This is a genomic window from Streptomyces violaceusniger Tu 4113, from assembly GCF_000147815.2.
Lineage (GTDB): Bacteria > Actinomycetota > Actinomycetes > Streptomycetales > Streptomycetaceae > Streptomyces > Streptomyces violaceusniger_A.
Genome location: NC_015957.1, coordinates 6,515,836 through 6,541,539, shown reverse-complemented (window position 1 = coordinate 6,541,539; position 25,704 = coordinate 6,515,836). Strand labels below are relative to the sequence as shown.

At 73.5% G+C, this 25,704-nt stretch carries 11 protein-coding genes; 8 read left to right on the top strand and 3 right to left on the bottom strand.

Translation table 11 applies throughout. The annotated features are described in order from the left end of the window. Window positions 1–31: 31 nt before the first annotated feature. From STRVI_RS26610 to STRVI_RS26575, 8 genes are all read left to right on the top strand, one after another. Window positions 32–760 carry a GntR family transcriptional regulator gene (locus STRVI_RS26610; RefSeq protein ID WP_014058729.1) on the top strand — a complete coding sequence of 243 codons (729 nt, stop codon included), beginning with the start codon at window positions 32–34 and terminating at the stop codon, window positions 758–760. Between the two features lie 140 nt (window positions 761–900). Beyond that, on the top strand, window positions 901–1,623 hold the full coding sequence (locus STRVI_RS26605) for a DUF969 domain-containing protein (protein ID WP_014058728.1): 723 nt from the start codon (window positions 901–903) through the stop codon (window positions 1,621–1,623). Beyond that, the gene (locus tag STRVI_RS26600) at window positions 1,620–2,588 is read left to right on the top strand and encodes a DUF979 domain-containing protein (RefSeq protein ID WP_014058727.1); all 969 of its coding nucleotides are present in this window, start codon (window positions 1,620–1,622) and stop codon (window positions 2,586–2,588) included. The genes STRVI_RS26605 and STRVI_RS26600 overlap by 4 nt, the downstream gene beginning before the upstream one ends. Before the next feature lie 10 nt (window positions 2,589–2,598). Next, complete coding sequence (gene pcp / locus STRVI_RS26595; protein ID WP_014058726.1) at window positions 2,599–3,243, top strand: pyroglutamyl-peptidase I; 645 nt, start codon at window positions 2,599–2,601, stop codon at window positions 3,241–3,243. Next, window positions 3,240–4,373, top strand: a complete 1,134-nt coding sequence (locus tag STRVI_RS26590; protein WP_014058725.1) for a DUF2891 domain-containing protein — start codon at window positions 3,240–3,242, stop codon at window positions 4,371–4,373. The genes pcp and STRVI_RS26590 overlap by 4 nt, the downstream gene beginning before the upstream one ends. A 130-nt stretch (window positions 4,374–4,503) precedes the next feature. Then, complete coding sequence (locus tag STRVI_RS26585; protein ID WP_043236586.1) at window positions 4,504–6,036, top strand: hypothetical protein; 1,533 nt, start codon at window positions 4,504–4,506, stop codon at window positions 6,034–6,036. A gap of 70 nt (window positions 6,037–6,106) precedes the next feature. Then, window positions 6,107–6,967 (top strand): hypothetical protein, encoded by an 861-nt coding sequence (locus STRVI_RS26580; RefSeq protein WP_106685963.1) that lies wholly within the window; start codon window positions 6,107–6,109, stop codon window positions 6,965–6,967. 68 nt (window positions 6,968–7,035) lie between these two features. Then, the gene (locus tag STRVI_RS26575; protein ID WP_014058722.1) at window positions 7,036–13,152 is read left to right on the top strand and encodes a hypothetical protein; all 6,117 of its coding nucleotides are present in this window, start codon (window positions 7,036–7,038) and stop codon (window positions 13,150–13,152) included. 10 nt (window positions 13,153–13,162) lie between these two features. On the opposite strand, the gene STRVI_RS50985 is transcribed toward STRVI_RS26575, so the two are convergent. The 3 genes from STRVI_RS50985 to STRVI_RS26560 form a co-directional block, all read right to left on the bottom strand. Beyond that, window positions 13,163–22,822 carry an Ig-like domain repeat protein gene (locus STRVI_RS50985; protein ID WP_014058721.1) on the bottom strand — a complete coding sequence of 3,220 codons (9,660 nt, stop codon included), beginning with the start codon at window positions 22,820–22,822 and terminating at the stop codon, window positions 13,163–13,165. Between the two features lie 243 nt (window positions 22,823–23,065). Then, complete coding sequence (locus STRVI_RS26565; protein ID WP_014058720.1) at window positions 23,066–24,532, bottom strand: aldehyde dehydrogenase family protein; 1,467 nt, start codon at window positions 24,530–24,532, stop codon at window positions 23,066–23,068. Beyond that, on the bottom strand, window positions 24,529–25,686 hold the full coding sequence (locus STRVI_RS26560; protein ID WP_014058719.1) for an aromatic ring-hydroxylating oxygenase subunit alpha: 1,158 nt from the start codon (window positions 25,684–25,686) through the stop codon (window positions 24,529–24,531). Before STRVI_RS26560 ends, STRVI_RS26565 begins: the two co-directional genes overlap by 4 nt. Between the last annotated feature and the right edge of the window lie 18 nt (window positions 25,687–25,704).

Sequence of the window (25,704 nt, the reverse complement as noted above, 5' to 3'; positions counted from 1 at the left end):
GTCGGAGGAATCGTCGGACGAGTCGCCGGAGATGCCGGAGGCGGCGGAGGCGGCCGGGTACCCCCAGGTCTCCGGTCTCGCCGCCGGGCTCGAGGCCGACCGGGCCCTGCTGGGGCGCACCAGCACGGCGGAGCGCGTCGCCGACATCCTGCGCGACCGCATCGCCGAGGGGTTCTTCCCGCCCGGCACCCGGCTGTCCGAGGACAGCGTGGGCGGCGCGCTCGGCGTCTCGCGCAACACCCTCCGTGAGGCGTTCCGCCTGCTGACCCATGAGCGGCTGCTGGTGCACGAGCTGAACCGCGGGGTGTTCGTCCGCGTCGTCACGGTGGACGACCTCAATGACATCTACCGCGTGCGCCGGCTCGTCGAATGCGCGACGGTGCGCGGTCTGGGCGAGCCGCCCTACGCGGTCCAGGCGGTCGAGGCGGCGGTCCTGGCGGGCGAGCGCGCCGCGCGGGACCGGGCCTGGGAGGAGCTGTCCACCGCCAATATCCGCTTCCATCAGGCGATCGTCTCCCTCGCCGGAAGTCCCCGCGCGGACGAACTCATGCGCGGGGTGCTGGCCGAGCTCCGGCTGGTCTTCCACGTCATGGCCGACCCCCGCCGCTTTTACGCCCCCTATCTGGTGCGCAACCGCCAGATCCTCGAGGTGCTGCAGAGCGGCGACGCGGTGGAGGCGGAGCGGCTGCTCGCCTCCTATCTGGACGATTCCCAGGGGCAGTTGGCTGATGCCTACGGGCGGAAGATGTCCCGGCGATAGAGGTTTCCCAGCGGTAAACGATCCGACGGAGCCGGAACAAGTTCGTTTCAGGCTCTTGTCGGATCGTTGAACGAACGCCTAGCCTCCGGTGCACTCTCCTCACGCCCCCGTGAGGTCCTTCTGCGCGGAAGGCTGGACGCATGATCGTTCTCCTTGGCGTCCTCGTGGTGATCCTCGGATTCGCCACACGACGCAACCCGTTGCTGGTGGTGGGGGTCGCCGGCATCGCCACCGGACTGCTGGCCAAGCTCTCGCCCCAGGAGATCCTGGCGGCCTTCGGCGACGGCTTCGCCTCCAGCCGCTCGGTGACGATCTTCGTCATCACCCTGCCCGTGATCGGCCTCCTGGAGCGCAACGGCCTCCAGGAGCAGGCCCGGACCCTCATCGGGCGGCTCGGCAAGCTCACCACCGGCCGGTTCCTCGCCCTCTACCTGGCGCTGCGCCAGCTCACCGCCGCGCTCGGCCTCACCAGCATCGGCGGCCCCGCCCAGAGCGTGCGGCCCATGGTCGCGCCGATGGCCGAGGGCGCCGCGGAACGCCGCCACGGCCCGCTGCCCGAGCGGGTCCGCGAGCGCGTCCGTTCGTACTCCGCCAGCGCCGACACGGTCGGGCTGTTCTTCGGCGAGGACTGCTTCCTGGCCATCGGCTCGATCCTGCTGATCACCGGATTCGTCAACACCACGTACCACACCCATCTGGAGCCGCTGCAGCTTGCGCTGTGGGCCATCCCCACCGCCGTCTGCGCGTTCCTCATCCATGGCTTCCGGCTGCTGCGCCTGGACCGCTCCCTGGACCACGACCTCGCCGCCGCCGGCGGCCGATCCGCTGCCAAGGGCAGCCGCACCGCGGAGGAAGCCAAGTGATCAAGGCGGAGTGGTTCTACTGGCTCGTCGGCGCCGTCTTCCTCGCCATGGCCGCCCAGATGGCCGTCGACCGCAGCAACCCCAAGCGCCTTGGCTCGGCCGCCTTCTGGGGGCTGCTCGGCGGCTGCTTCTTCTACAGCAGCTGGGTGGTGGAGAAGAAGGCCCCGGCCGAACCGCTGGGCGTCGCCGTCCTCGCCATGGTCTGCCTCGGCGGCTTCCAGCTCACCGGGCGCGGCGTGCCGAACACCACCACCCCCGAGCAGCGCACCGCCACGGCCGCCCGGCTCGGCAGCAAACTGTTCGTCCCGGCGCTCACCATCCCGCTGGTCGCCGTCGTCTGCGCCTCGGCCGTCAAGCACTGGCACATCGGTGGCGAACCCGTCCTGGAGGAGGGCAGCGAGACCATCCTCGGCCTCGGCTTCGGCGCGATCGCCGGGCTGCTGGTCGCCATGGTCGTGGTGCGCGAGCGGCGGCCCTCGGTGCCCCTGCACGCCGGCCGGAGCCTGCTGGAGTCCATGGGCTGGGCGCTGCTGCTGCCCCAACTGCTCGCCGTGCTCGGCTCCATCTTCCAGGTGGCCGGGGTCGGCACCCAGGTCGGCAAGATCACCGAGCAGTTGCTGCCGGACGGCCAGAAGTACATCGCCGTGGCCGTCTACTGCATCGGAATGGCCCTGTTCACCATCATCATGGGCAACGCCTTCGCCGCCTTCCCGGTGATGACCGCCGCCATCGGCTGGCCCGTGCTCATCCAGCAGATGCACGGGGATCCGCCCGTCGTCCTCGCCGTCGGCATGCTGGCCGGTTTCTGCGGCACGCTCGTGACCCCCATGGCCGCCAACTTCAACCTGGTGCCCGCCGCGCTGCTGGAACTCAAGGACCAGTACGGGCCCATCAAGGCGCAGATCCCCACCGCCGGGGCGCTGCTGGTCTGCAACATCGCCATCATCTCGCTCTTCGCCTTCTGAGGGGGCCGCTGTGACCCGAGTTCTTCTCACCGGCTTCGAGCCCTTCGCGGGCTCGGACGTCAACCCGTCGTGGCAGGCCGTCTCCCTCGTCGCCGCCGCTCCGCCGCCCGGGACCGAGGTCACGGCCGTACAGCTCGCATGCGTCTTCGGCACCGCGCTCGAGGAGCTGGCCGCAGCCGTGGAGGAGGCCGACCCCGACCTGGTGCTGTGCGTGGGCCAGGCCGGCGGCCGTCCCGGTGTCACCGTCGAGCGGGTCGCGATCAACGTGGACGACGCCCGCATACCCGACAACGCCGGACGGCGGCCCATCGACGAACCGGTTGTCGAGGGCGGCCCTGCCGCCTACTTCGCCTCCCTGCCCGTCAAGGCGTGTGTCGCGGCCGTCCGCGAGGCCGGGATTCCGGCCGCCGTCTCGCAGACGGCCGGAACCTTCGTGTGCAACCACGTCTTCTACGGCCTGGCCCATCTCATCGCCACCGAGCGGCCCGCGCTGCGCGGCGGCTTCGTCCACCTCCCGTACGCGCCGGAACAGGTCGTGGACCGCGCCGAACCCGCCCTGCCCGCCGCGATGTCCGCCGACGCGCTGCGGGCGATCATCGGGGCGGCCGTGCGCACCCGGACCGACCTGCGCATCGCCGAGGGAGCAACGCATTGAACGAGCCGCACGAGCCGCACGAGCCGCACGAGCCGCACGAGCCGCACGAGCCGCACGAGCCGAACGAGCCGAACGAGTCCAACGAATTCGACGGGCCGGACGAGAGGGGGAGCGAACTCGGCCGGTACGCGGCCCGGTTCGCCGCCCTCGCCACCGCCAACGTCACCCGGGCCTACCCCAACGCCCCGGCGCATCTGCTGCGCGGACCCGAGGACTTGGTGGAGCCGCGCCGGCACCACCCCGCCTTCTACGGCTCCTACGACTGGCACTCCGCGGTCCATATGCACTGGCTGCTGGTCCGGCTGCTGCGCCGCTGCCCGGACCTCATCCGCGCCGACGAGGTCACCGCCGTACTGGACGGGCACCTTACGGTCGATGCCCTGGCCGCCGAGGCGGGCTATCTCCGTGCCCATCCCTCCTTCGAGCGCCCTTACGGATGGGCCTGGCTGCTCGCGCTGACCGCCGAGTGCCGAAGCCTCCCGGGACCCGCGGGCGAGCGCTGGGCGAAGGCCCTGGAACCGGCCGCCGACGCCGTCAGCGCACTGCTGAGCGGATGGCTGGCACGCGCCACCTACCCGGTGCGGCACGGCGTCCACACCAACAGCGCCTTCGCCCTCGGCCTGGTCCTGGACAGCGCGGCCGCCGCCGGTGTCGAGACGATCGTCGAACCGGTCACCGAGGCCGTCCTCGGCTGGTTCGCCGACGACCACGACGCCCCCGTCCACTGGGAGCCCTCCGGGCAGGACTTCCTCTCGCCCGCGCTCACCGAGGCCGAGGCGATGAGCCGGGTGCTGAAGGAAGAGGGGTTCGCGCGCTGGCTGGAACGCTTCCTGCCCGGCGTCGAATGGGGTGAGCCCGTCACCGTGCTCACCCCGCCCGTCGTCTCCGACCCGGCCGATCCGCAGATCGGTCATCTCCTCGGCCTCATCCTCAGCCGGGCCGCCGCGCTCCGCCGCCTGGCCGCCGCCCTGCCGCACGGCGATCCGCGGGCGGATGTGCTGCGGACGGCGGCCCGTGACCATCTGGCCGCCGGGCTCCCGGCCACCGACTCCGGGGACTTCACCGGCGACCACTGGCTGGCCACCTTCGCGGTGCTCGCCCTGGACGGACCACCGGCCGGTGAGCCGTAGACTGACGGATCGGTGAGGTGCGGGGGACGCGCCGGTGTACACGCGTCCACGCCAGGGGGATCTGGTGCCTCATACCGGGATCTCCGTGCCGTTTCGTACGTTGTCGGTGCGACCGCCTACTCTGTGCGACGTGACATCTCCACCCCCGGGGGCCGCCGCGCCCCAGCTCAACACCGCTGAAGGGGCTGCCCGGCCGGCCCCGGGCCCGGCCGCCGACGAGGGCCTGGCCCGGCGGCTGCGCGCGCTTGCCTGCACCGCGCCGCTGCACGACCTCGACGCGCGCAAGGCCAACCTGGCGGGGGAGTACGGGGTGTACGCGATGGCGGAGGTCGCCCTCGCGGCCATCGACCTCGTCACGCTCCACATGGACTTCGACACCGGCGCCGACCACGAGCAGATAGTGGCCAGGCTGCTGCCCCGCGTCGCGGCCCAGGCCCCCGGGCGCCCCGCCGCCGAGCACGACCGGGTCGCCCGCTGGGTGCTGGAGAACCTGATCAACGTCGGCAGTGTGGACCGCGGCTTCCGCGCCGTTTACGGCACCTTCGGGCCCGATGGGGTGTATGTCCGCAGGGACTATGACTTCAAGCTGATCGAAGAGGTGCCCGGCCCCGGCGGCAGCGTCTATCTCCGCGCCACCGACGAGGCGGTCAACGTCCTGGTCGGCGCCCTCGACACGGATGTCACCAGCGCCCAGATCGCCGCCGAGGTCAAGCTGGAGGTCCTCATCAGCCGGGGCCGGCTCGCCGACGCCCAACTCGCCGCCGAGCAGGCCCGCTACCGCACCGTGCAGTACTCGGAGACGCTGCGCCGCACCCTCGACGCCACCCGGCGCAACGTCCGAGCCGTCGACTGGCTGAGCACCGTCCCCGAGCTGATCAGCGAGGCGCTCGACCACGTCGCCGACCGCTACCGCCATGAGAACGCGATCCTCACCAACATCCGTAAGGCGCGCGACGAGGCGGAGAGCGCCGAGCACAAGCGGCGCGCCGCCGAGCTCGTCGACATCGTCAAGGACTGCATCCGGCGCCACACCCAGCTCCAGTCCCGGCTGCTGGAGGCCGGTCCGCTGTTCCGCGCCGAGCAGGACCGCCAAGCCTTCGCACCCCCCGCCCCACGCTCCGGATACGACCTGTACGGACAGCTACTGGCCCCGGTCCTCCCGCTCCCCCTCGACCGCGCGGGCCGGGTCACCGACGCGTTCTTCGCCCGCGGCACCGGCCTGCGCACCCCGACCTCGGTGCGCATGGGCGACCTGGTCGAGATGCTGCTCACCCCGCCCGTGGAGCGCGAGCACCTCGGCGCCGAGATGCCCGAGCCGGACCTCATCGTCACCCCCGACGACAGCCGCTTCAGCGAGGAGCAGCTCGCGGTGGCCATGGAGCTGCTCGAGCTGCCCGCCGACGCCCCCCGCCGGCTGTCCGGGCTGCTCGCCGACGCCCGCCGCCGCGACCCCGAACTGCCGTATCTGATCGCCCTCCTCGCCGTCCACGCCGCCAGCCCCCCGGTCGGCACCGCCTACCGCCAGGGCGAGCAGCGGCTGCTGTTCGCCGTGGACGACGGCACCGAGCTGGACGATCCCGAGTTCGGCGGCGCCGACCTGATAGTAGGTACCGCCCTGCTGGACGCGGCCGGTATGGCGGCCGACCGGGCGGAGGTGGCCTGATGGCCGCTATGACCAGCGAATACGCCCCGCGCGAGGAGGTTCAGCCGTGACCGAGTACGACATCGACGACATGACACCGCCGGACGCGGCACCCGCCCCGGCGGCGCCCGGGATCACGCCCGCCGACGCGGCCGACGCCGCACGGCTGGTGGCCTTCGGACTCCAGCCCAAGCTGCTGCCCGCACGGGACGTCGAATACGCTGAGCTGCTGCGCCGCCACCGCGACGAACCGGCGTTCGCGCGCCTCGCCGACGCCGTCGCCGCCGGGCTCGGGCTCATCGTGCTGGAGGTCTCGACCCGCGCCGGAATGGCCGTGACCGCCGCCGAGGACTCCGTCTTCGCCGTCCGCATGGGCGACTACGCCCGCCGGGCCGCCACCGACTCCGCCGACCGCTTTCTGCACGGCCTCGCCCATCTCGCCGTCGCCGCCCTGGCGTTCCCCCGCCCCGAGGACCTCGCCGACGACGGCTATATCGGCCGGGTCACCGTCAACGGCGTCGACGCCTTCGTCCGCCAGGCGTGCCGGCGACTGGAGGAGCGCGCCGAGGAGCAGGGGGAGAACACCGACCCCGCCACCGGTGCGCCCGGGCTGGAATCCGCCTGGCGGGTGTACGCCCGGCGCAGCGCGACCGGCGCCACCAAGGACGCGCGCAGGCTCGCCGGTTCCACCACCGGCATTGTCGGCAAGGCCCTCGCCTTCCTTGTCGACTCCGGCTTTCTGCAGCGCACCGGGGACGAGTCCGGTGGCACCTACCGCACAACCGCCCGCTATCAGCTCCAGGTGCGCGACATGGCGGCCACCGCCGCCATGGCCGAGCTGCTGGAGCTCGGTGTCGTCCCCGTCAGCGACGGCAGCGCGACCCTGCTGCCCCCCGACGAGGGCGACGACCTCGATCTGGTGGCCGACGCCGGTCTCCCCTTCCACTCCTGAACCCTGCCCCTGCCCCGTCGTCGCCCGCCCGATATCACCACCCCTTCCGACAACGAGAGTCCGCCGCCATGTACGAGCTGTCCCGGATCCGCCTCTACTCCATCGGACCGGCCGGTGCGCGTTACGCCGACACCGTGCTGGACCTGCGCGGAGTCGGCGAGCCGGTGCCCAGCCCCGCGCCCACCCAGGCGGAGTTCTTCGAGGAGGAGCCGGTCGGCCCGCCGCGCCGCCCCGCCCCCGCCGGTGTGCTCTTCCTGGAGAACGGCGGCGGCAAGTCCGTCCTGCTCAAGCTGATCTTCTCGGTGATGCTGCCCGGCCATCGCAACACCCTGGGCGGCGCCAGCTCCGGTGTGCTGCGCAAGTTCCTGCTCGCAGACGACTGCGGCCATGTCGCGCTGGAGTGGCAGCACACCGTCACCGGTGAGACCGTCGTCGTCGGCAAGGTCAGCGAATGGCGCGGCCGCCAGGTCTCCAACGACCCGCGGAAGTTCGCCGAGGCGTGGTACTCCTTCCGGCCCGGCCCCGGGATGAGCCTGGACTCGCTGCCGGTCGCCGAATCCGCGGCGGTGCGGCCCGCCGTCGAGGGCGCCTCCACCGCACGCGGCCGCCGCCGCACCATGAAGGGCTTCCGTGACGCCCTAACGGAGGCCGCCAAGGCGTATCCGCATCTCGACGTGGTCTGGGTGGAGATCCACGAGCGCTGGAACGAACACCTCGGCGAGCTCGGCCTCGACCCCGAACTCTTCCGCTACCAGCGGGAGATGAACGCCGACGAGGGTGAGGCCGCCGGGCTCTTCGCGGTCAAGAACGACTCCGACTTCACCGATCTCCTGCTGCGCGCGGTCACCGACACCCGCGACACCGACGGGCTCGCCGACCTCGTCCACGGCTTCGCCCACAAGCTGGGCCGCCGCGCCGAGCTGACCGCCGAGCGCGACTTCACCGCCGGTTCGCTCGATCTGCTCCAGCGCATCGCGGAGGCCGCGGAGCGGCGCGAGCAGGCCCGCGGCGTGCACGCGGGCGCCGAGCGCCGCACCCGTAGGCTCGCCCGGCGGCTGTCCGCACGCGGCGCGGAGGAACGGGCGCGCGCCGCCGAACTCGCCGAGCGTGTCGGCTCCGCCGCCCAGGCCGTCACCGACGCCGAGGCAGCGCGCAGCCGCAGCGACCTCGTCGCCGCCGAACTCGCCTACCGCCACGCCTCCTTGGCGCTGGCCGCCGCCGAGAAGGGCGCCGCGGCGCAGCGCCGCGAGCTCAACGACGCCCGCACTCTGCACTCCGCATGGCAGGCCGCCGAGACCGTGCTGCGCCACCGGGCCGCCGCCGACCGCTCCGTGCGCGTGGCCGCCGCCATCCGCGAGGCCGAGCGGGACGCCGCCCCCGCGCTCGCCGCCCGAGCCAAGGCCGCCGGCGACCTCGTTCGCACCCTGCACGCGGCGGCTGCCGACGGAGAGCGGGTCGCGGGCGAGGAGGAGGAGCGCTCCGCCGCCCTCCAGGAGGCCGGCGAGGCCGCCCACCGCGACGCCACCTCCGCCGCCACGGCGGCCCAGCGCGCCCGCAGCGACGCCGAGCATCTGCGCCAGCGGCTCGCCGAGGTCGAGCAGGAGACCGCCGAGGCCGTCCGCGCAGGCTGGCTCGACGACTCCGCCCCAGACGCCGACCCGGCCCGCGCCGCCCTCGCCGCGAGCGACGCCGAGAAGACCACGGTCGCCGCCTTCGACGAGGCCCGCGAGACCGCTCGGCGCACCGCCGACCACGCGAAGTCGGCCGCCGCCGAGGAGGCCCGCGCCGACCTGGCCGCGGCGCGAGCGGTGGACGCGGCGCGGGCCGCGGAGTCCGCGTACGACGCGGAGCGGCGCGCCGCGGAGGCGCTGGGCGCGGAGCAGCGCCTGGTCGAACTGCTGGGCCTGCCGCAGCCTTCCGTCCCCGCCCCGCGCGGTAGCGCCGCCCGCCCCTCGGCCGCGGACGCGCGCGCGGCGGGCGGGGTGACGGTGCGCATTCCGGACGCGGGCGCCGTGCGTCGGCGGGGCGCCCGCGCCCTGCCGACCGACTCCGACCGGGCCGGGTGGATCACGGTCCGCGTGGACGAGGAGGACGCGGACGACATCGGCCTCTCCCAACTCCCGGCCGCCTTCCGCGCCTCCACCCGCACCATCCCCCTGGACGACGAGCCCGCACCCGCCGACCACGCCTACGCCTTTGAGGAGCCACCCGGCGGCACCCGCGAACATCTCCCGGGCGAGGAGGGCTACGAGCCGGGTGCCTACCCGGCGTACGCCACGGACGAGTTGACCGCCACCCCGGAGAACGAGGCCGCCGCTCTGGGCTCGGCCGCGACCGGCCCGGCGGCCCGGTGGACGGACGGCGTCGCGGGCGCGGCGGACGCTGCCGCAGGCGTCGAGTATGGACAGCCGCCCGTCGGCCCGGCGCACGAGGCGCGCCCGGGTATGAGCGCGAAAGACGCCCCCGCCTCAGGGAGCGACGGGCTCTCGGGCACCGGCCCGGTGGGCGAGGCAGGCCCGGCCGAGCGCATGGGCGATGCCGCTTCCGTGGGCGACCGGCCGGCGGGTGGCGACCCGGCGCGCGGAGATGGCTTTTCCGGCCCGCGTACGGTCGGTGAGCCGCGCCATTGGGGCCAGGTGACGAGTGGCGTTGAAGAGGCGGGGGGCTCCCCCGCCGCCACGGGCGACGGGCTCTCGGGCACCGGCCGGGTGGGCGAGGCAGGCACCGCCCAGCACATGGCCGGCGATGCTGCTTCCGTTGGCGGCCGGCTACCGGACGCCGGACCGGTGGGTGAGGCGGAGGAGACGCGCTCCGCTTGGCAGGGAGCGGCTCCTCCCGAGGACGCGGAGGCGGGGCCGGGGCAGGCCCATCGGCGTCGTCCGCTCGCGGCGGAGTCGCGGCCCGCGGGGCGGGTGACGGTGCGGATCGACCAGAAGGAGGACGCCCTGCTGGGCGACGGCGGCCCATGCCAGGATGGCCCGCGCGACGGCGCCCGGGCCGTGGCGGCCGACTCCCGGCCGCCCGGGGAGGTATCGGCTCGAGTCGGGGACGGCGACGAGGGCCGGGCCGAGTCGCGGGCTGCCGCCGATGCCGACCATGGCGGTCGGGCCGGGACGGAGGCTGCTGCTGATGCCGCCCGGGGTGCTCGGGCCGGGACGGAGGCTGCTGCCGATGCCGCCCACAGCGGTCGGGCCGAGTCGGAGGCTGCCCCCGACGTCGTCCACGCCAACGTCACCCACGCCGACACCGACACCGACACCGGCCCCGACGACGCCGACGACCCCGACGCCACCAACACCGACCCCACCGACCCCACCGACCTCACCGACCCCACCGACCTCACCGACGACTCCGATTGCTGGACCCCCGAGCCCGGTGGTGCACCCGGCCGGGACCGCAGCGACCGCGCCCGCCCCGCCCAGCGGCCCCTCGGTGACGGGCCGCTGACCGCCGAGGAGTTGGACCGCAACGCCGAGGCGCTGCGTGAGCTCCTCGAGGAGAGCGTGGCCTCCGCCGAGCGGCAGCTCTTCGAGCTGCGGACCGCCGCCGCCGAGGACGCGCGGATCCTGGGCGCGCTCGGTGACGGGGGGCTGCTGCCGCCCAGCCCCGATGTGCTGGCGGCCGTCGAATACCTCGGCGAGCACGGCATCCCCGCCCTCCCCGGCTGGCGTTACCTCGCCCAGGCCGTGGACCCCGTCGACCACGCCGCCGTGCTCGCGGCCCGCCCCGAGCTGGTGGACGGCGTCGTCATCACCGACCCCGACACCCACGCCCGCGCCCGTGCGGTGCTCGCGCAGGCGTCGCTGCTGCCGCGGTCCGCCGTGGCCGTCGGGACGTCCGCCGCGCTGCTCGCGCCGACGCCCGCACCCGGTACCGAGGACAGCGGGGTCTTCCTCGTGCCGCCGAACCCGGCGATGCACGACGAGCGCGCCGCCGACGACGAGCGGCGCGAGCTGCGGGCCCGCGCCACCGAGCGGGACGCGGAGATCAGGGCGCTCGCCGCCCGGCTGGCCGGGGACCGGGCGCTGTCCGCGCGGCTCGCCTCCTTTCGCACCGGCTGCCCGCCCGGGCGGCTCGCGGAGCTCGCGGCGGCGGCGGAGACCGGCCGGGAGACCGCCGACACCGCGCAGCGCGAGTTGGTGGAGGCGCGTACGGCACGGGCGGAGGCCGACGAGGCCGCCACCGAGGCCGCCCGCGTCCGGGACGAGCGCCAGGAGACGGCGCAGCGGGCCCGACGGGTGGCGGACGCGCTGGCCGGTCTGGCGTACCGGCTGCGGGAGCGCGCCACCTGGCAGACCCGGCTGCGCGAACTGGCCGAGGAGGCCGCCGAGTACGAGGAGCGCGCCGCGGGCTGCGTGGACCGGGCCCGCTCCGCCGACGAGGACCGGCGCGCCGCCCAGCGCGCGGCCGACGACGCGCACCGTACCGCCCGCGCCCTGCGCGCCGAGCGCGCGGAGATCGCGGGCGCCCCCGACGACCTCGGCGAGGACACCGAGCCGCCCAGCACCTCGCTGCCCGCGCTCCGCGAGGCGTACCGCGCCGCCTCCCAGGTCTACGAGAAGGTCGGCGTCGGCGCCGATCTGCGCGCCGAACAGGCCCGCGCCGAAAGCGACGAGAGCGCCGCGCTCGCCTCCCTCGACCGGCTCACCAACAAGGTCCGCACCCGCGCCGCCCAGCTTCTGGAGGGCACCGACGGCGCCGACGGACCCTCCCGGCAGGCCGCCGCCGCCCGCGCCGAATCGCTGGTCCAGATGCTGGAGGGCCGTGCGTCGGCGGCGAGCGAGCAGCTCGGGCGGCTGCGTGGCGAGGCCGAGCGGCTCGCCCCCGCCGACGGCGACGCCCACACGGAGCTGCCGGAGGAGACGGTCCCGGCCGACGCCGAGCAGGCGAAGGAGCTGCTGCGCACCGCCAATGGCGAACTGGCCGCCCGTACGGACGCCCTGGACACCGCCCGTACCGCCCACGCCGACCTGGTGCGCGCCCACCGCTCCGCCGAGGACGGGGCGGGCGGCTTCGACGAGACCGCCGCCCTGCTGCGGGATCTGCTGCGCGAGGGCCCCGGCGCGGAGGACGACGGCGAGCGGCCCGAGCCGTACGCCGGAGGTCTCGCCGAGGCCCGTCAGGCCGCCGCCGAGACCCGCCGCTCACTGCGCGGCTGCGCCGCCGATCTGTCGGGGGCCGAGTCGGCGGTGCGGGAGGCCGGCGATGTGCTGGTGCGGCACGCCAACTCCACCCGCTACGAGCAGGTGCGCACCCCCGCCCGCCAGCAGATCCGCGAACTCCCGGCGGCCGCGCTGCCCGAGCACGCCGCCGCCTGGGCCGACGCGTTCGCGCCCCGGCTGCGCGTGCTCACCGACGAGCTGGAGCAGCTCGAGCGCAACCGCGACTCCATCGTGGACCGGCTGCGCGGCCTGGTCGAGTCCTGCCTGGCCACCCTGCGCTCGGCGCAGCGGCTCTCCCGGCTCCCGGAGGGGCTCGGCGAGTGGTCGGGGCAGGAGTTCCTGCGGATCCGCTTCGAGGACCCCGACCAGGCCACGCTCGCCGAGCGGCTCGGCGAGGTCATCGACGAGGCCACCCGCTCCGCCGTCCGGAAGAACTCCGATCTGCGGCGGGACGGCATGTCGCTGCTGCTGCGCGGGGTCCAGGCCGCGCTCCAGCCGCGCGGGGTGGCCGTCGAGATCCTCAAACCGGACGCGGTGCTGCGGGCCGAGCGGGTGCCGGTGGGACAGATGGGCGATGTGTTCTCCGGCGGCCAGTTGCTCACCGCCGCCATCGCGCTGTACTGCACGATGGCGGCCCTGCGCAGCAACGACCGGGGCCGCGACAAGCACCGCCACGCGGGCACCCTCTTCCTCGACAACCCCATCGGCCGCGCCAACGCCACCTATCTGCTGGAGCTTCAGCGGGCGGTCGCGGACGCGCTCGGGGTCCAGCTCCTTTATACGACGGGGCTGTTCGACACCACGGCTCTGGCCGAGTTCCCGCTGGTGATCCGGTTGCGCAATGACGCGGATCTGCGGGCCGGGCTGAAGTACATCAGTGTCGAGGAGCATCTGCGGCCCGGCCTGCCGGTCCGGGAGCCGGCGGAGGAGCAGCAGGTCCACGGCCAGATCACCGCGACACGGATGTACCGCCGCCCCGAAGCGGGCGGGGATGCGCCCGTCGAGGCGGCGGACCGGCCGTGAGCCCCGCGGGCTACCCCTGACCGGTGACCACCGTCTGTGTGGTGGTCGCCGAGGAGGTCGCGTAGTTGACGTCGCCGTTGTAGTTGGCGGTGACGGTGTGCGTCCCCTTCTGCAGCGGGTTGAACGTCGCGGAGGCGGTGCCGTTCACCAGTGTCACCACTTGGGGGGTGCGCTCGGTGATGGCCAGGGTGACGGTCCCGGTGGGCGTCCCCGTGCCGGGGGCGACGGGGGACACGGTCGCGGTGACGGTCACCGGATCGCTCACCGTCGAGGGGTTCGGGGAGGAGACCACGGATGTCGTGGTGGCCGTCTTGTTGACAGTCTGGGTGTCGGTGCCGCTGGAGGTGGCGAAGTTGTCGTTCCCGTTGTAGGTGGCCGTGATGGTGAACGGGCTCCCGGTGGTGGTCGTGTAGGTGTGGGTGACGGTCGCGATACCGCTGAGCAGGATTCCCACGGCGGTGTTGGTGCCGTCACCGAAGGAGAAGGTGACGGCCCCGGCCGGGGTACCGGTCGCGGACGAGACCGTCGCCTTGATGGTCACCGGCTGACCCACCACCGAGGGGTCGGGGATCGATGTCACCGTGGTGGCGGTCGCGATCTTGGTGCCGATGGTCTGGGTGTCGGAGCCGCTGGAGGCGCTGAAGTTGGTATCCCCGTTGTAGGTGGCCGTGATGGGGAAGGGGCTGCCGGTCTTGGTGGTGTAGGTGTGGGTGACGGTCGCGACGCCGCCGGAGAGGGTCGCGGTGCTGTTGTTCGTACCGTCGCCGAACGAGAAGGTGACGGTGCCGGTCGGGGTTCCGACGCCCGGGGAGACGGATACCACGGTGGCGGTGAGGGTCACGGACTGCCCGGTCGCCGAGGGGTCCGGGGCGGAGACCACGGCCGTGGTGGTGGCCGCCCGGCCCACGGTCTGGGTGTCGGTGCCGGTGGACGTCGTGTAGTTGGCGTCCCCGTTGTAGGTGGCGGTGACCGTGAAGGGGCTGCCGGTCCGGGTGGTGTAGGCATGGCTGGTGGTGGCCGTGCCACCGGACAGGGGCGCGGTGACGGTCGGGGTGCCGTCGCCGAAGGAGAAGGTGACCGTCCCGGTCGGGATTCCGGCGCCGGGCAGAAGGGACGCCACCGTGGCGGTGAGCGTGACAGCCTGGCCCGTGACACTGGGGTCGGGCGAGGAGGCGACCGTCGTGGTGGTGGCCGCCCTGTTGACCGTCTGGGTGTCGGTGCCGGTGGACGTCGTATAGCCGGTGTCCCCGTTGTAGGTGGCGGTGACGGCATAGGGGCTGCCCGAGGTCCCCGCGTAGACGTGGGTCACGGTGGCCACACCCCCGGCGACCGGCACCGTGGCGGCCGGTGTGCCGTCGCCGTAGGTGAAGGTGACGGTGCCGGTCGGGGTTCCGGCGCCGGGCCCGACCGCGGTGACGGTGGCGGTGAGGGTCACGGTCTGGCCGGCGACGGTGGGGTCGGGCGAGGAGGTGACGGTCGTGGTGGTGGCCGCCCGGCCCACGGTCTGGGTGTCGGTGCCGGTGGAGGCGGTGTAGCCGGTGTCGCCGTTGTAGGTGGCGCTGACGGCGTAGGGACTGCCGACGGCGCTGGTGTACGCGTGGGTGGCGGTGGCCGTGCCACCGGACAGGGTCGCGATGATGGCCGGTGTGCCGTCGCCGGGGTTGAAGGTGACGGTGCCGGTGGGTGTCCCGGTGCCCGGGGCGAGCGCGGAGACCGTCGCGGTGAGGGTGACGGTCTGCCCGGTGACGCTGGGATCGGGGGAGGAGGTCACCGCCGTCGTGGTGGCCGCCCTGTTGACCATCTGGACATTGGTGCCGGTGGAGGCGGTGAAGTCGGCATCCCCGTTGTAGGTGGCCGTGACCGTGTACGGGCCGCCGGCGGCACCCGTGAAGGAGTGGTTGACGGACGCGAGGCCGTCGGAGAGCGGAGCGGTGACGGTCGGTGTGCCGTCGCCGAAGGAGAAGGTGACCGTCCCGGTCGGCACCCCCGCCCCCGGGATGATCGGCACCACCGTCGCCGTGAGGGTGACGGGCTGACCGCTGACCGTGGGGTTCGGCGAGGAGACCAGCGCCGTGGCGGTGGCCGCCTGGTGCACGGTCTGGGTGTCGGTGCCGGTGGACGAGGTGTAGCTGGTGTCACCGGCGTAGGTCGCGGTCACCGTGAAGCCGTCGGCGCTCGCATAGGCGTGGTTGATCGTGGCCACCCCGCCGGTCAGCGACGCCGACGCGACCGGAGAGCCGTCGCCGAAGTCGAAGATGACGGTGCCGGTGGGCACGCCCGCGCCCGGGGCGACGGGAGCCACGGCCGCCGTGAGGGCCACCGGTTGGCCGACCACGGAGGGATCCGGTGCGGAGGCCACCGCCGTGGTCGTCGCCGCCGGGGTGACCGTATGGGTGTCCGTGCCCGCGGAGGTGCTGAAGTTGACGTCCCCGCTGTAGCCGGCGGTGACCGTGTACGGGCTGCCCGCCGCGGTCGAGTAGGCGTGGACGACGGTCGCCACGCCGCCGGACAGCGACGCCGTGGCGGGCGCCGAGCCGTCGCCGAAGTCGAAGGTGACGGTGCCGGTGGGCACTCCGGCGCCGGGCGGGGTCGGTGCCACGGTCGCGGTGAAGGTCACCGGCAGGCCCGTCACCGAGGGGTCCGGGGAAGAGGTCACGGTGGTCGATGTGGTGGCGGCGCTCACCAGCACCGTATGTGTCCCGGTGGCGGTGGACGGGGCGAAGTCGGGGTCTCCGCTGTAGGCGGCGGTGACCGTGAAGGGGCTGCCGACCGAGGTGGCGTAGGCATGGGTGGCGGTCGCCAACCCGCCGGTGACCGGTGCGGTGACGGTCGGCGTGCCGTCGCCGAAGTCGAAGGTGACGGTGCCGGTGGGGGAGCCCGCCCCCGGAGCCACGGCCGAGACCCTGGCGGTGAGGGTGACCACTTCACCCGCCACGGACGGGTCCGGAGAGGTGACCACGGCGGTGGCGGTGTCCGCCTGACCGACCGTCTGGGTGTCCGTGCCGGTGGAGGCGGTGAAGTCCGCGTCGCCGCTGTAGGCGGCGGTGATGGTGCAGGGGCTTCCGGAGGTGCCGGTGTAGGTGTGGGTGATGCTCGCCGACCCCGCGGTGAGCGGTGCGGTGACCGGCGGGGTGCCGTCGCCGGGATCGAAGATGACGCTCCCGGTGGGGATTCCGCTTCCGGGCGCGGCCGGTGCGACGGTGGCGCCGATGGTCACCTGCTGACCCGGCACCGACGGGTCGGGGGCCGAGGTCACCGTGGTGTCGGTCGCGGCCGGGGCGACGCTCTGGGTGGCGGTGCCGCTGGACGCGGCGAAGTCGGCGTCGCCGCTGTAGTCCGCCGTGATGGTGTACGGACTGTTGAGGGCGGTGGGATAGCCATGGCTGATGGTGGCCGTCCCGCCGGTGACCGGTGCGGTGACGGTCGGCGTGCCGTCACCGAAGTCGAAGGTGACGGTCCCGGTGGGGGTTCCGGCCCCCGGGGCGATGGCCGAGAGGGTCGCGGTGACGGTCACCGGCTGGCCCGTGACCGACGGATTCGGTGACGAATCGACGGTCGTGGTCGACGACGCCTGCTCGACGAAGTGCGTTTCCGCGTCCACGGAGCCGATGAAGTGGTCGTCCCCGCCGTAGGCGGCGATGACCGTGTACGGGCCGCCCGCCGCGGTCGCGTACGTGTGCACGGCGGTCGCCACACCGTCCGACACCGGGACGTCGACCCGCGCGGTTCCGTCGCCGAAGTCGTAGGTCACCGTGCCCGTGGGCGAGCCCTCGCCCGGGGCGACCGGCACCACCCGCGCCTGGAACGTCACCGGCTGGCCCGTGAACGACGGCTCCGGCAGGCCGCTGACGGTGGTGGTGGTCGCGGCGAGGCCGACGTTCTGGGAGTCGGTGCGGCTGGAGGCGGTGAAGTCGGCGTCGCCGCTGTAGGTGGCCGTGATGGTGAACGGGCTGCCGGAGGCCTCGGTGTAGGCGTGGGTGACGGTCGCCACGCCTCCGGTCAGGGAGGCGGTGACGGGGGCCGTGCCGTCGCCGGGGTCGACGAGGACGGTGCCGGTGGGGGTTCCGGCTCCCGGGGCGACGGCGGAGACGGCCGCGGTGATGGTCACCGGCTCGCCCGTCACCGATGGATCGGGGGAGGACACCACATCGGTGTGGGTGTCGGCCGGGGCGACGGTGTGGGTGACGGTGCCGCTGGAGGCGGTGAAGTCGCCGTCGCTGCTGTAGTCCGCCGTGATGGTGTACGGGCTGCCCGAGGTGTCGGCCCAGGTGTGCGTGGCCGACGCCACCCCGGCCGTGGCCGGTGCGGTGACGATCGGTGTGCCGTCGCCGAAGTCGAAGGTGACGGTGCCGGTGGGGGTTCCGGCTCCCGGGGCGACGACCGAGAGGGTCGCGGTGACGGTCACCGGCTGGCCCGTCACCGACGGATCCGGTGTCGAGGTCACCGCCATCGCGGTCGGGGCCCGGCCGACGGAGTGGGCGACGGTGTCACCGGAGGCCGTGAAGTCGGGATCGCCGCCGTAGGCGGCGGTGACGGGGTACGGGCTGCCCGCCGCACTCGTATAGGCGTACACGGCCGTCGCCAGGCCGTTGACGACCGGGACCGCGGCCGGGGCGCTGCCGTCACCGAAGTCGAAGGTCACCGTTCCGGTCGGCGAGCCCCCGCCCGGTGCCACCGGCGCCACGGTCGCCGTGAAGGTGACCGGCCGGCCCACGACGGAGGGCTGCGGCGCGGAGCTCATCGTGGTGGTCGTCGCGGCCTGCAGGACCGTATGGGTCTCGGTGTTCACCGAGGACCTGAAGCCGTCGCTGCCGTCATACGTCGTGGTGATCGTGTACGGGCTGCCGAGGCTGCTCGGGTACGCGTGCGCGAGGATGGCGGCCCCTCCGGCCAGCGGCACGGTGACCGGTGCCGTGCCGTCGCCGAAGTCGAAGGTGACCGTGCCGGTCGGCACCCCGGCCCCCGGTGGCAGTGGTGCGACCGTCGCGGTGACCGTGATCTGCTCGCCCACCACCGACGGGTCGGGATCGGCGGTCACCGTGGTGGTGGTCGAGGCCGGCTGCACGGGGTGGACGTCGGTGCCGGTGGAGGAGGCGAAGCCGCCGTCGTCGTCGTACGTGGCGGTGATGGTGTACGGGCTGCCGGACGTCCCCGTGTAGGCATGGGTGACTGTCGCCACTCCGGCCACGCTGGTGGCGGTGACCGTCGGAGTGCCGTCGCCGAAGTCGAAGACGACCGTGCCGTCGGGTGTGCCCGACCCCGGGGCGAGGACCGTGACATTGGCGGTGACGGTCACCGGCTGGCCCGACTGGGACGGGTCCGGCGAGGAGAAGACGGCGGTGGAGGTGGCCGCCGGGGCCACGGTCCGGGTGCCGGTGTCCGTGGATCCGGTGAAGCTCGCGTCCCCGCTGTAGGTGGCGGTGACGTCGAACGGGCTGCCCGCGGTGGAGGGGTAGGCGTGGACGGCGATGGCCGTCCCGTCGGTCATGGGCGCCCTGACCGACGGGCTGCCGTCGCCGAAGTCGAACGTCACCGTGCCGGTCGGGGTACCCGCACCCGCCTGGCCCGGGGTGACGGTCGCGGTGAAGGTGACCGGCTGGCCAGTCACGGAGGGGTCCGGAGCGGAGCTCATCGCCGTGGACGACGAGGACGGGGTGACCGTCTGGGTGTCGAGCCCGGTCGACCCGGTGAAGTCGCCGTCGCCGCTGTATTCGGCGCTGATCGTGTAGGGGCTTCCCGCGGTGGAGGTGTAGACATGGCTGGTCGTCGCCGTGTCGCCGGTGAGCGGGACGGTGACGGCCGGGCTGTCGTCGCCGAAGTGGAACGTCACCGTCCCGGTGGCGGTGCCCGCGGCGGGCGGGAGGACCGCGACCGTCGCGGAGACGGTGACCGACTCGCCCGCGACGGACGGGTCCGGAGCGGAGCTCACCGTCGTCGAGGTGGCGGACACGCTCATCTCCACCTGGTGGACGGCGGTGCCGGTGGAGGCGGCGAAGTTGGCGTCCCCGCTGTAGGTGGCGGTGACCGTGTACGGGCTGCCCACGGTGGAGGTGAAGGCGTGTGACGTCGTGGCCACACCGCCCGCCACCTGCGCGGTGGCGGGCGCGCTGCCGTCGCCGAAGTCGAAGGTGATGGTGCCGGTCGGCGCGCCCGCGCCCGGCGGCACCGGCGCCACCCGCGCGATCAGCGTCACGCTCTGGCCCACCGCCGACGGACTCGGCGACGAGTTCACGACGGTGGTGGTCGAGGCCGGTGCGACGGCGTGCTCGAGGGTGTTCTCGGACGGGGCGAAGTCGGTGTCGCCGCCGTACTCGGCCGAGACGGTGTAGGGGCTGCCGGCCGTGCTGGTGTAGGCGTGGATGACCGACGCGGAGCCGGCCACCAGCTCGGCGGTGACCGGCGGGGTGCCGTCGCCGAAGTCGATGGTGACCGGCCCGGTCGGGGTGCCCGCGCCGGGCCCGGTGGGGGCCACGGTGACCGTGACCAGCTCGCCCGTGACGGTGGGGTCGGGCGTGGCGGTGATCGTGGTGCTGGTCGCGGCCGGGTCGACGGGGTGGAGGCCGGTGCCTACGGATGGCACGAAGTTGGCGTCGCCGTCGTAGCTGACGGTGACCGTGTACGGGCTGCCGGCCGCGGTGGTGTAGGCGTGATCGGTGGTCGCCGTACCGCCGGTGAGGGGGAGGACGACGGGCGCGGTGCCGTCGCCGAAGTCGAAGGCGACCGTGCCGGTCGGGGTGCCGGAGGCGGGTGGGGCGGCCGAGACGGTCGCGGTGAAGGTCACCGGCTCGCCGGTCACCGAGGGGGACGGCGAGTCGGTCACCACCGTGGTCGATACGGCCTGGACGACCTGATGGGTGCCCGCCGCCGAGGACGGTTGGAAGTTCTGGTCGCCGCTGTAGGTGGCGGCGACCGTGTACGGCGTCGCCGTCTCCGGGTTGGTGTGGACGACCGTGGCCGTGCCGCCGGTGACGGGCGCCGTGACGGGTGGGGTGTTGTCGCTGAACTCGAACGTCACCGTGCCCGTCGGCGAACCGGCCGCCGGAGTCCCGGGGGTGATCTTCGCGACGAACGTCGTCGCCTGGCCCACGGTGGAGGGGGCGGGCACCGAGGCGATGGCGGTGGCGGTGGCGGCCGGTTCGACGGTCTGGGTGTCGGTGCCGCTGGAGGCGGTGAAGTCGATGTCGCCGTTGTAGGTGGCGGTGGCCGTGTACGGGCTGCCGGCGGTGTCGGTGTAGGCGTAGGTGGCGGTGGCCGTGGCGCCGATGAGGGTCGCGGTGATGGGCGGGGTGCCGTCCCCGGGGGCGAAGGTGACCGTGCCGGTGGGGGCGCCCGCGCCGGGCGGAACGGCCGTGACCGTGGCGGTGAAGGTCACCGGATCGCCCACCGTCGAGGGGTCGGGCGCGGTGGTCACGGCCGTCGCGGTGGCGGCCGGCTGGACGGTCTGCGAGTCGGTGCCGAGAGACGTCCGGAAGTCCGCGTCCCCGCTGTAGGTGGCGGAGATGGGGTACGGACTGCCCGCGGCGGAGGTGTAGGTGTGCGTGGCCGTCGCCTGGCCCCCGGACACGGGCGCGGTGACGGGTGGGGTGCCGTCGCCGAAGTCGAGGGTGACGGTGCCCGTCGGTGTTCCCGCCCCCGGGGAGATCGCCGTGACCGTGGCGGTGACGGTGGCCGGCTCGCCCGCCGCCGAGGGGTCGGGGGCGGAGGCCACGGCGGTCGTGGTCGAGGCCTGCCCCACCGACTGACGGTCGGTCGCCGTGGAGGGCGAGAAGTTGCTGTCGCCGCTGTAGGCGGCGGTGATGCTGTACGGGCTGCCGGTGGCGCCGGTGTAGGTGTGGGTGGCGGTCACCGTGCCGCCGGTGAGGGGTGGCGTCACGGGTGGGGTGCCGTCGCCGAAGTCGAGGGTGACGGTGCCCGTCGGTGTTCCCGCTCCCGGGGAGATCGCCGTGACCGTGGCGGTGACGGTGACCGGCTCGCCCACCGCCGAGGGGTCCGGCGCGGAGGTCACGGAGGTGGCCGTCCCGGCCTGCTCGACGGTATGGCTGTCGGTTCCCACGGAGGAGGTGAAGTTCGTGTCGCCGTTGTAGGTGGCGGTGACCGCGTACGGGCTCCCGGCGACGTCCGGGTAGGCATGGGCCACCGTCGCCGCCCCGTTCGCCAGCGGGAGGGTGACGGTCTGGGTGCCGTCGCCGAAGTCGAACGTCACCGTCCCGGTCGGCGCACCGGCCCCCGGCGGCGCGGGGGCCACCTGGGCCACGAAGGTGACGGACTGTCCGGGCACGGACGGATCGGGGGTGGAGACCACCGTGGTGGTGGTCGCCGCCGCCTCGACGGTCTGGGTGTCCGTCCCGGCGGAGGGCGTGAAGTACGGATCGCCGCTGTACTCGGCGGTGACGGCGTACTGAGTGACCGACGGCGCGGCGTAGACATGGCTGACGGTGGCCGTGCCACCGGTGAGGGACACGTTCACACTCGGGCTGCCGTCGCCGAAGTCGACGGTGACGGTGCCGGTGGGGGTGCCCGCCGTGGGCGGGATGCCCGTCACCACGGCGGTGAGGGTCACCGGCTGGCCGACGATGGAGGGATCGGGCACGGAGGTGACCGCCGTCGTGGTCGACGCCGTGTAGGTGAAGCCGCCCGGCACCGTCACACTGCCCCCGGCGGTGGTGACGGTGATGTCGGCGGGGCCGGGGACGCCCGGGGGCGTCACCACGGCGAGCAGGGTGTCGGAGTACGACTCGAAGGACGCCGCGGGGACTCCGCCGATGGTGACGCCGGTGACAAAGGTGAGCCCGGTGCCCGTCAGGACGATGGTCTCGCCGCCCGCGACCGACCCGGTGGACGGGCTGACATCGGTGACGACCGGCACGGGCGCGTAGGTGTAGAGCAGCCGGTTGCTCACTCCGCCCACGCTGATGACGTACAGCGAGACGGTGCCGGGCCCCGAGGCCGGGGGAGCGGTCACGAGCAGATGCTGGTCGGAGACGGCCGTGGGGGAGGCGATGGCAGTGCCGAAACGCACCAGCCGCGCGGTGCTCAGATTGACGCCGGTGAGCTCGACGATATTGCCCCCGCCGATCGGGCCGGCGATGGGCAGGAGCCCGGTCAGGGTGGGCCAGGCGACGTAGTAGAAGTAGCCGATGGGGGCCGTACCGCCCGGAGTGGTGACCTTGACCGGGACCGCTCCGGTCCCCGAGGGGGTCACCGCGATGATGGTCTGGTCGTCGAGAACGGAGAAGGTCGCCGCCCGGCGGGAGCCGAAGAACACGGCGGTGGCGCCCGAGAAGTGGCTGCCGATGATGGTCACCAAGGTCCCGCCGCTGTAGGGGCCCTGGTCGGGAAAGATCCCGGAGAACTGGTTAAAGATTTCGAACGTGCCCAGGGAACGGGCGATTTCGATGCCGGGCCACTCACCCGGCCCCACCCCGGTAAGTGCCGGGGCGTCCGGGCCGCCGGGGAGGGTGTCCAGCAGGGTGCCGCGGTGGAAGGCCGCCAGCGCGTCGAGGCCGTCGAGCGCGGTGTGCACCACCAGGCGGTCGGGCATGCACCGCGCCGGGAGCGGGATCGGTGCGCTGAGCGTCGGGACGAGCCTGCGGGACTCAGGGTCGACCACGGCGATGCAGTTCTCACCGGGATCGGTGACAAGGATGAGTCCATGCGGGCGACAGGGCATGACGGCTCCGATCTGGCAAGGCGTCTTCCACTCCACCGGAAAGGATGGGCAGCCCACCGGAATCGGACGGATTCAGTAACCCATTCCGGTGGGGTGCGGGCAATGTCCTTGACCGGAGCTCACCCGAATGGCGCAGCGCGGCCCTCGCCGTGCCGCCGCCTCGCCGTGCCGCCGCCTCGTCGTGCCGCCGCCTCGTCGTGCAGCCGTCTCGCCGTGCCGCCCCGGGCCCGGGCGGATGCCCCGTCAGGCGAACCAGCCCTGCGGACGCGGCCGCGTATTGCGCCAGATGTGCTTGGCCTCCCGGTACTCCGCGAGCCCGCAGGGCCCCAACTCCCGTCCGCTCCCCGACTGTTTGAACCCGCCCCACTCCGCCTGCGGCAGATAGGGGTGGTAGTCGTTGATCCATACGGTGCCCAGCCGCAGCAGGGAGGCCACCCGCTGCGCCCGCCCCTCGTCGCCGGACCATACGGCCCCGGCGAGCCCGTACACGGTGTCGTTGGCCAGCCGTACCGCCTCGTCCTCGCCGACGAAACGTTCCACCGTGAGCACCGGCCCGAAGGACTCGTCGGCCAGTACCGACATACCGTTGTGGCAGCGGTCGAGGACGGTCGGCAGAAAGTAGTAGCCGTCGGCCAGGGCCGGATCGTCGGGGCGGCCGCCGCCGCAGCGCAGCCGGGCGCCCTCCGCGAGCCCCGTCGCCACATACGCCTCGACCTTGGCCCGGTGCGCGGCGGAGATCAGCGGGCCGGTCTGGGCCCGCTCGTCGAACGGCCCGCCCAGCCGGATCCCGCGGGCGCGGCGCACGACCTCCTCGACGAAGGCGTCGTGCACGGGGTCCTCCACCAACAGCCGGGCCCCGGCCGAGCAGACCTGCCCGGAGTGGAGGAAGACCGCGGTGAGCGCGTAGTCCACGGCGGTTTCGAAGTCCGCGTCGGCGAAGACGATATTGGGGTTCTTGCCGCCCAGTTCCAGCGAGGTCCGCTTGACCGTGCCCGAGGCGGCGGCCATGATCCGGCGCCCGGTGCGCAGGCCCCCGGTGAAGGACACCATGTCCACATCGGGGTTGTCGGTGAGCGGGGCCCCGGCCTCGGCGCCCGGGCCGAGCACCAGATTGGCCACCCCGCCCGGCAGCCCGGCCTCCGCCAGCAGCCGCATCAGGGCGATCGCCGTGCTGGGGGTCAGCTCACTGGGCTTCAGTACGAAGGTGTTGCCCGCGGCGAGCGCGGGGGCGACCTTCCACGAGGTCTGCAGCAGCGGATAGTTCCACGGGGTGATCAGCGCGCAGACCCCGACCGGTTCATAGACCACCCGGCTGACGGTGTGCTCGGTGCCGGTGTCCACGACCCGGTCCGCCTCGGTGCGCACGAGCTCTCCGTAGTAGCGGAAGCACGCCACCACACCGTCGATGTCCAGCTCGCTCTCGGCCAGTCGCTTCCCGGTGTCCAGCGATTCAGCCCGGGCGAGCCCGGCCTTGTCGCGCTCCACCAGACCGGCGACGCGCAGCAGCAGATCGCCGCGCGCCCCGACCGGGGTTCGGGGCCAGGGCCCCTGGTCGAACGCCTGCCGGGCGGCGGCCACCGCCTCGGCCGCGTCCTTGCCGCCGCCCTCGTCGACGACCGCCACCAGCGATCCGTCGGCGGGGCAGCGGATCTCACGGGTGCGTTCGTCGATCGCTTCGGTCCACTGGCCACCGATGAAGAGGTCCGTCACGGGCATTCCTCCGCGTCGGGGGTCGGGACATGGTCGGTCACCCATCGATGAAAGGCGCCGATGTGGTGTTCGCTGGGGACGAGTACCCCGCCGTCGCGGTAGGCGCGGGAGTCCATGGCGGGCTGGGTGCGCTCACAGGCGTCGAAGTCCTGGGCGTTGACCCGGTGGAACAGCTCCACCGACTTCGACAGATCCCGCTCGGACGCCACCACCTCGGGTGCGTAGAGCCAGTCGCATTCGACCAGTGTGCGATCGGGGGCGAGCGGAAACATCCGGTGCATGATCACGTGGTCGGGGACCAGGTTGAGGAAGACCTGCGGCCGTACCGTGATCGCGTAGTAGCGGCGGTCCTGTTCCTCGGCGATCCCTGCGATGCGGCGGAACCCTTCGCTGCCGTCCACCGTGAACCCCTGGGCCTCCTCGGCGAACTCGGCGCCGTGCCCGACGAAATACTGCGCCGCGAGGCCGTCGGCGAACTCCGGCAGCACCTCGGTGAGTTCGGGATGGATCGTCGCGCAGTGGTAGCACTCCATGAAGTTCTCGACGATCAGCTTCCAGTTGGCCCGGACGTCATAGGAGATCCGGCGGCCCAGCGCCAGCCCCGCCACGCCGTAGCGCTCCACGGATGCCGCGTCGCCGAGCCGGTCGGCCACCGCCCCGACGACCGTCTCCTCGAACGATGGTGGATCCTCGGCCAGGCAGACCCAGACATAGCCGAGCCATTCGCGAAGCCGCACCGGCACCAGTCCGCGCTCGACCCGGTCGATATCGGGCATCTTCTGAAGGTTGGGGGCGGCGGTGAGCCTGCCGTCCAGATCGTAGGTCCAGGCGTGGTACGGGCACTGCAGCGAGCGCCGCACCGTCCCGGACTCCTCGGTGCACAGCCGGGCGCCGCGGTGACGGCAGATGTTGAGGAACGCCCGCAGCTCACCCTGTCGGTTGCGGGTGATCAGCACGCTCTCCCGGCCGACCTGCACGGTGCGGAACGCACCCGGCCGGTCCACATCGGCCCCGCGCACCGCGCAGAACCACATGGCCTCGAACAGGTGCTCCTGCTCCCGCCGGAAGATCCCGGGAGCGGTGTACCAGTGGCCGGGGAGAGTGGCGAGCAGACTGGGGGTCGTGGCGGCGGGGGACTCGGGAGCCACAGTCATGGGGTTCTCCTCAGGCGG

Coding starts and splice junctions, on each gene's coding strand:
- STRVI_RS50985 (WP_014058721.1), bottom strand. CDS start 22,822: ATGCCCTGTCGCCCGCATGGACTCATCCTTGTCACCGATCCCGGTGAG.
- STRVI_RS26560 (WP_014058719.1), bottom strand. CDS start 25,686: ATGACTGTGGCTCCCGAGTCCCCCGCCGCCACGACCCCCAGTCTGCTC.
- STRVI_RS26580 (WP_106685963.1), top strand. CDS start 6,107: ATGACACCGCCGGACGCGGCACCCGCCCCGGCGGCGCCCGGGATCACG.
- STRVI_RS26605 (WP_014058728.1), top strand. CDS start 901: ATGATCGTTCTCCTTGGCGTCCTCGTGGTGATCCTCGGATTCGCCACA.
- STRVI_RS26575 (WP_014058722.1), top strand. CDS start 7,036: ATGTACGAGCTGTCCCGGATCCGCCTCTACTCCATCGGACCGGCCGGT.
- STRVI_RS26610 (WP_014058729.1), top strand. CDS start 32: ATGCCGGAGGCGGCGGAGGCGGCCGGGTACCCCCAGGTCTCCGGTCTC.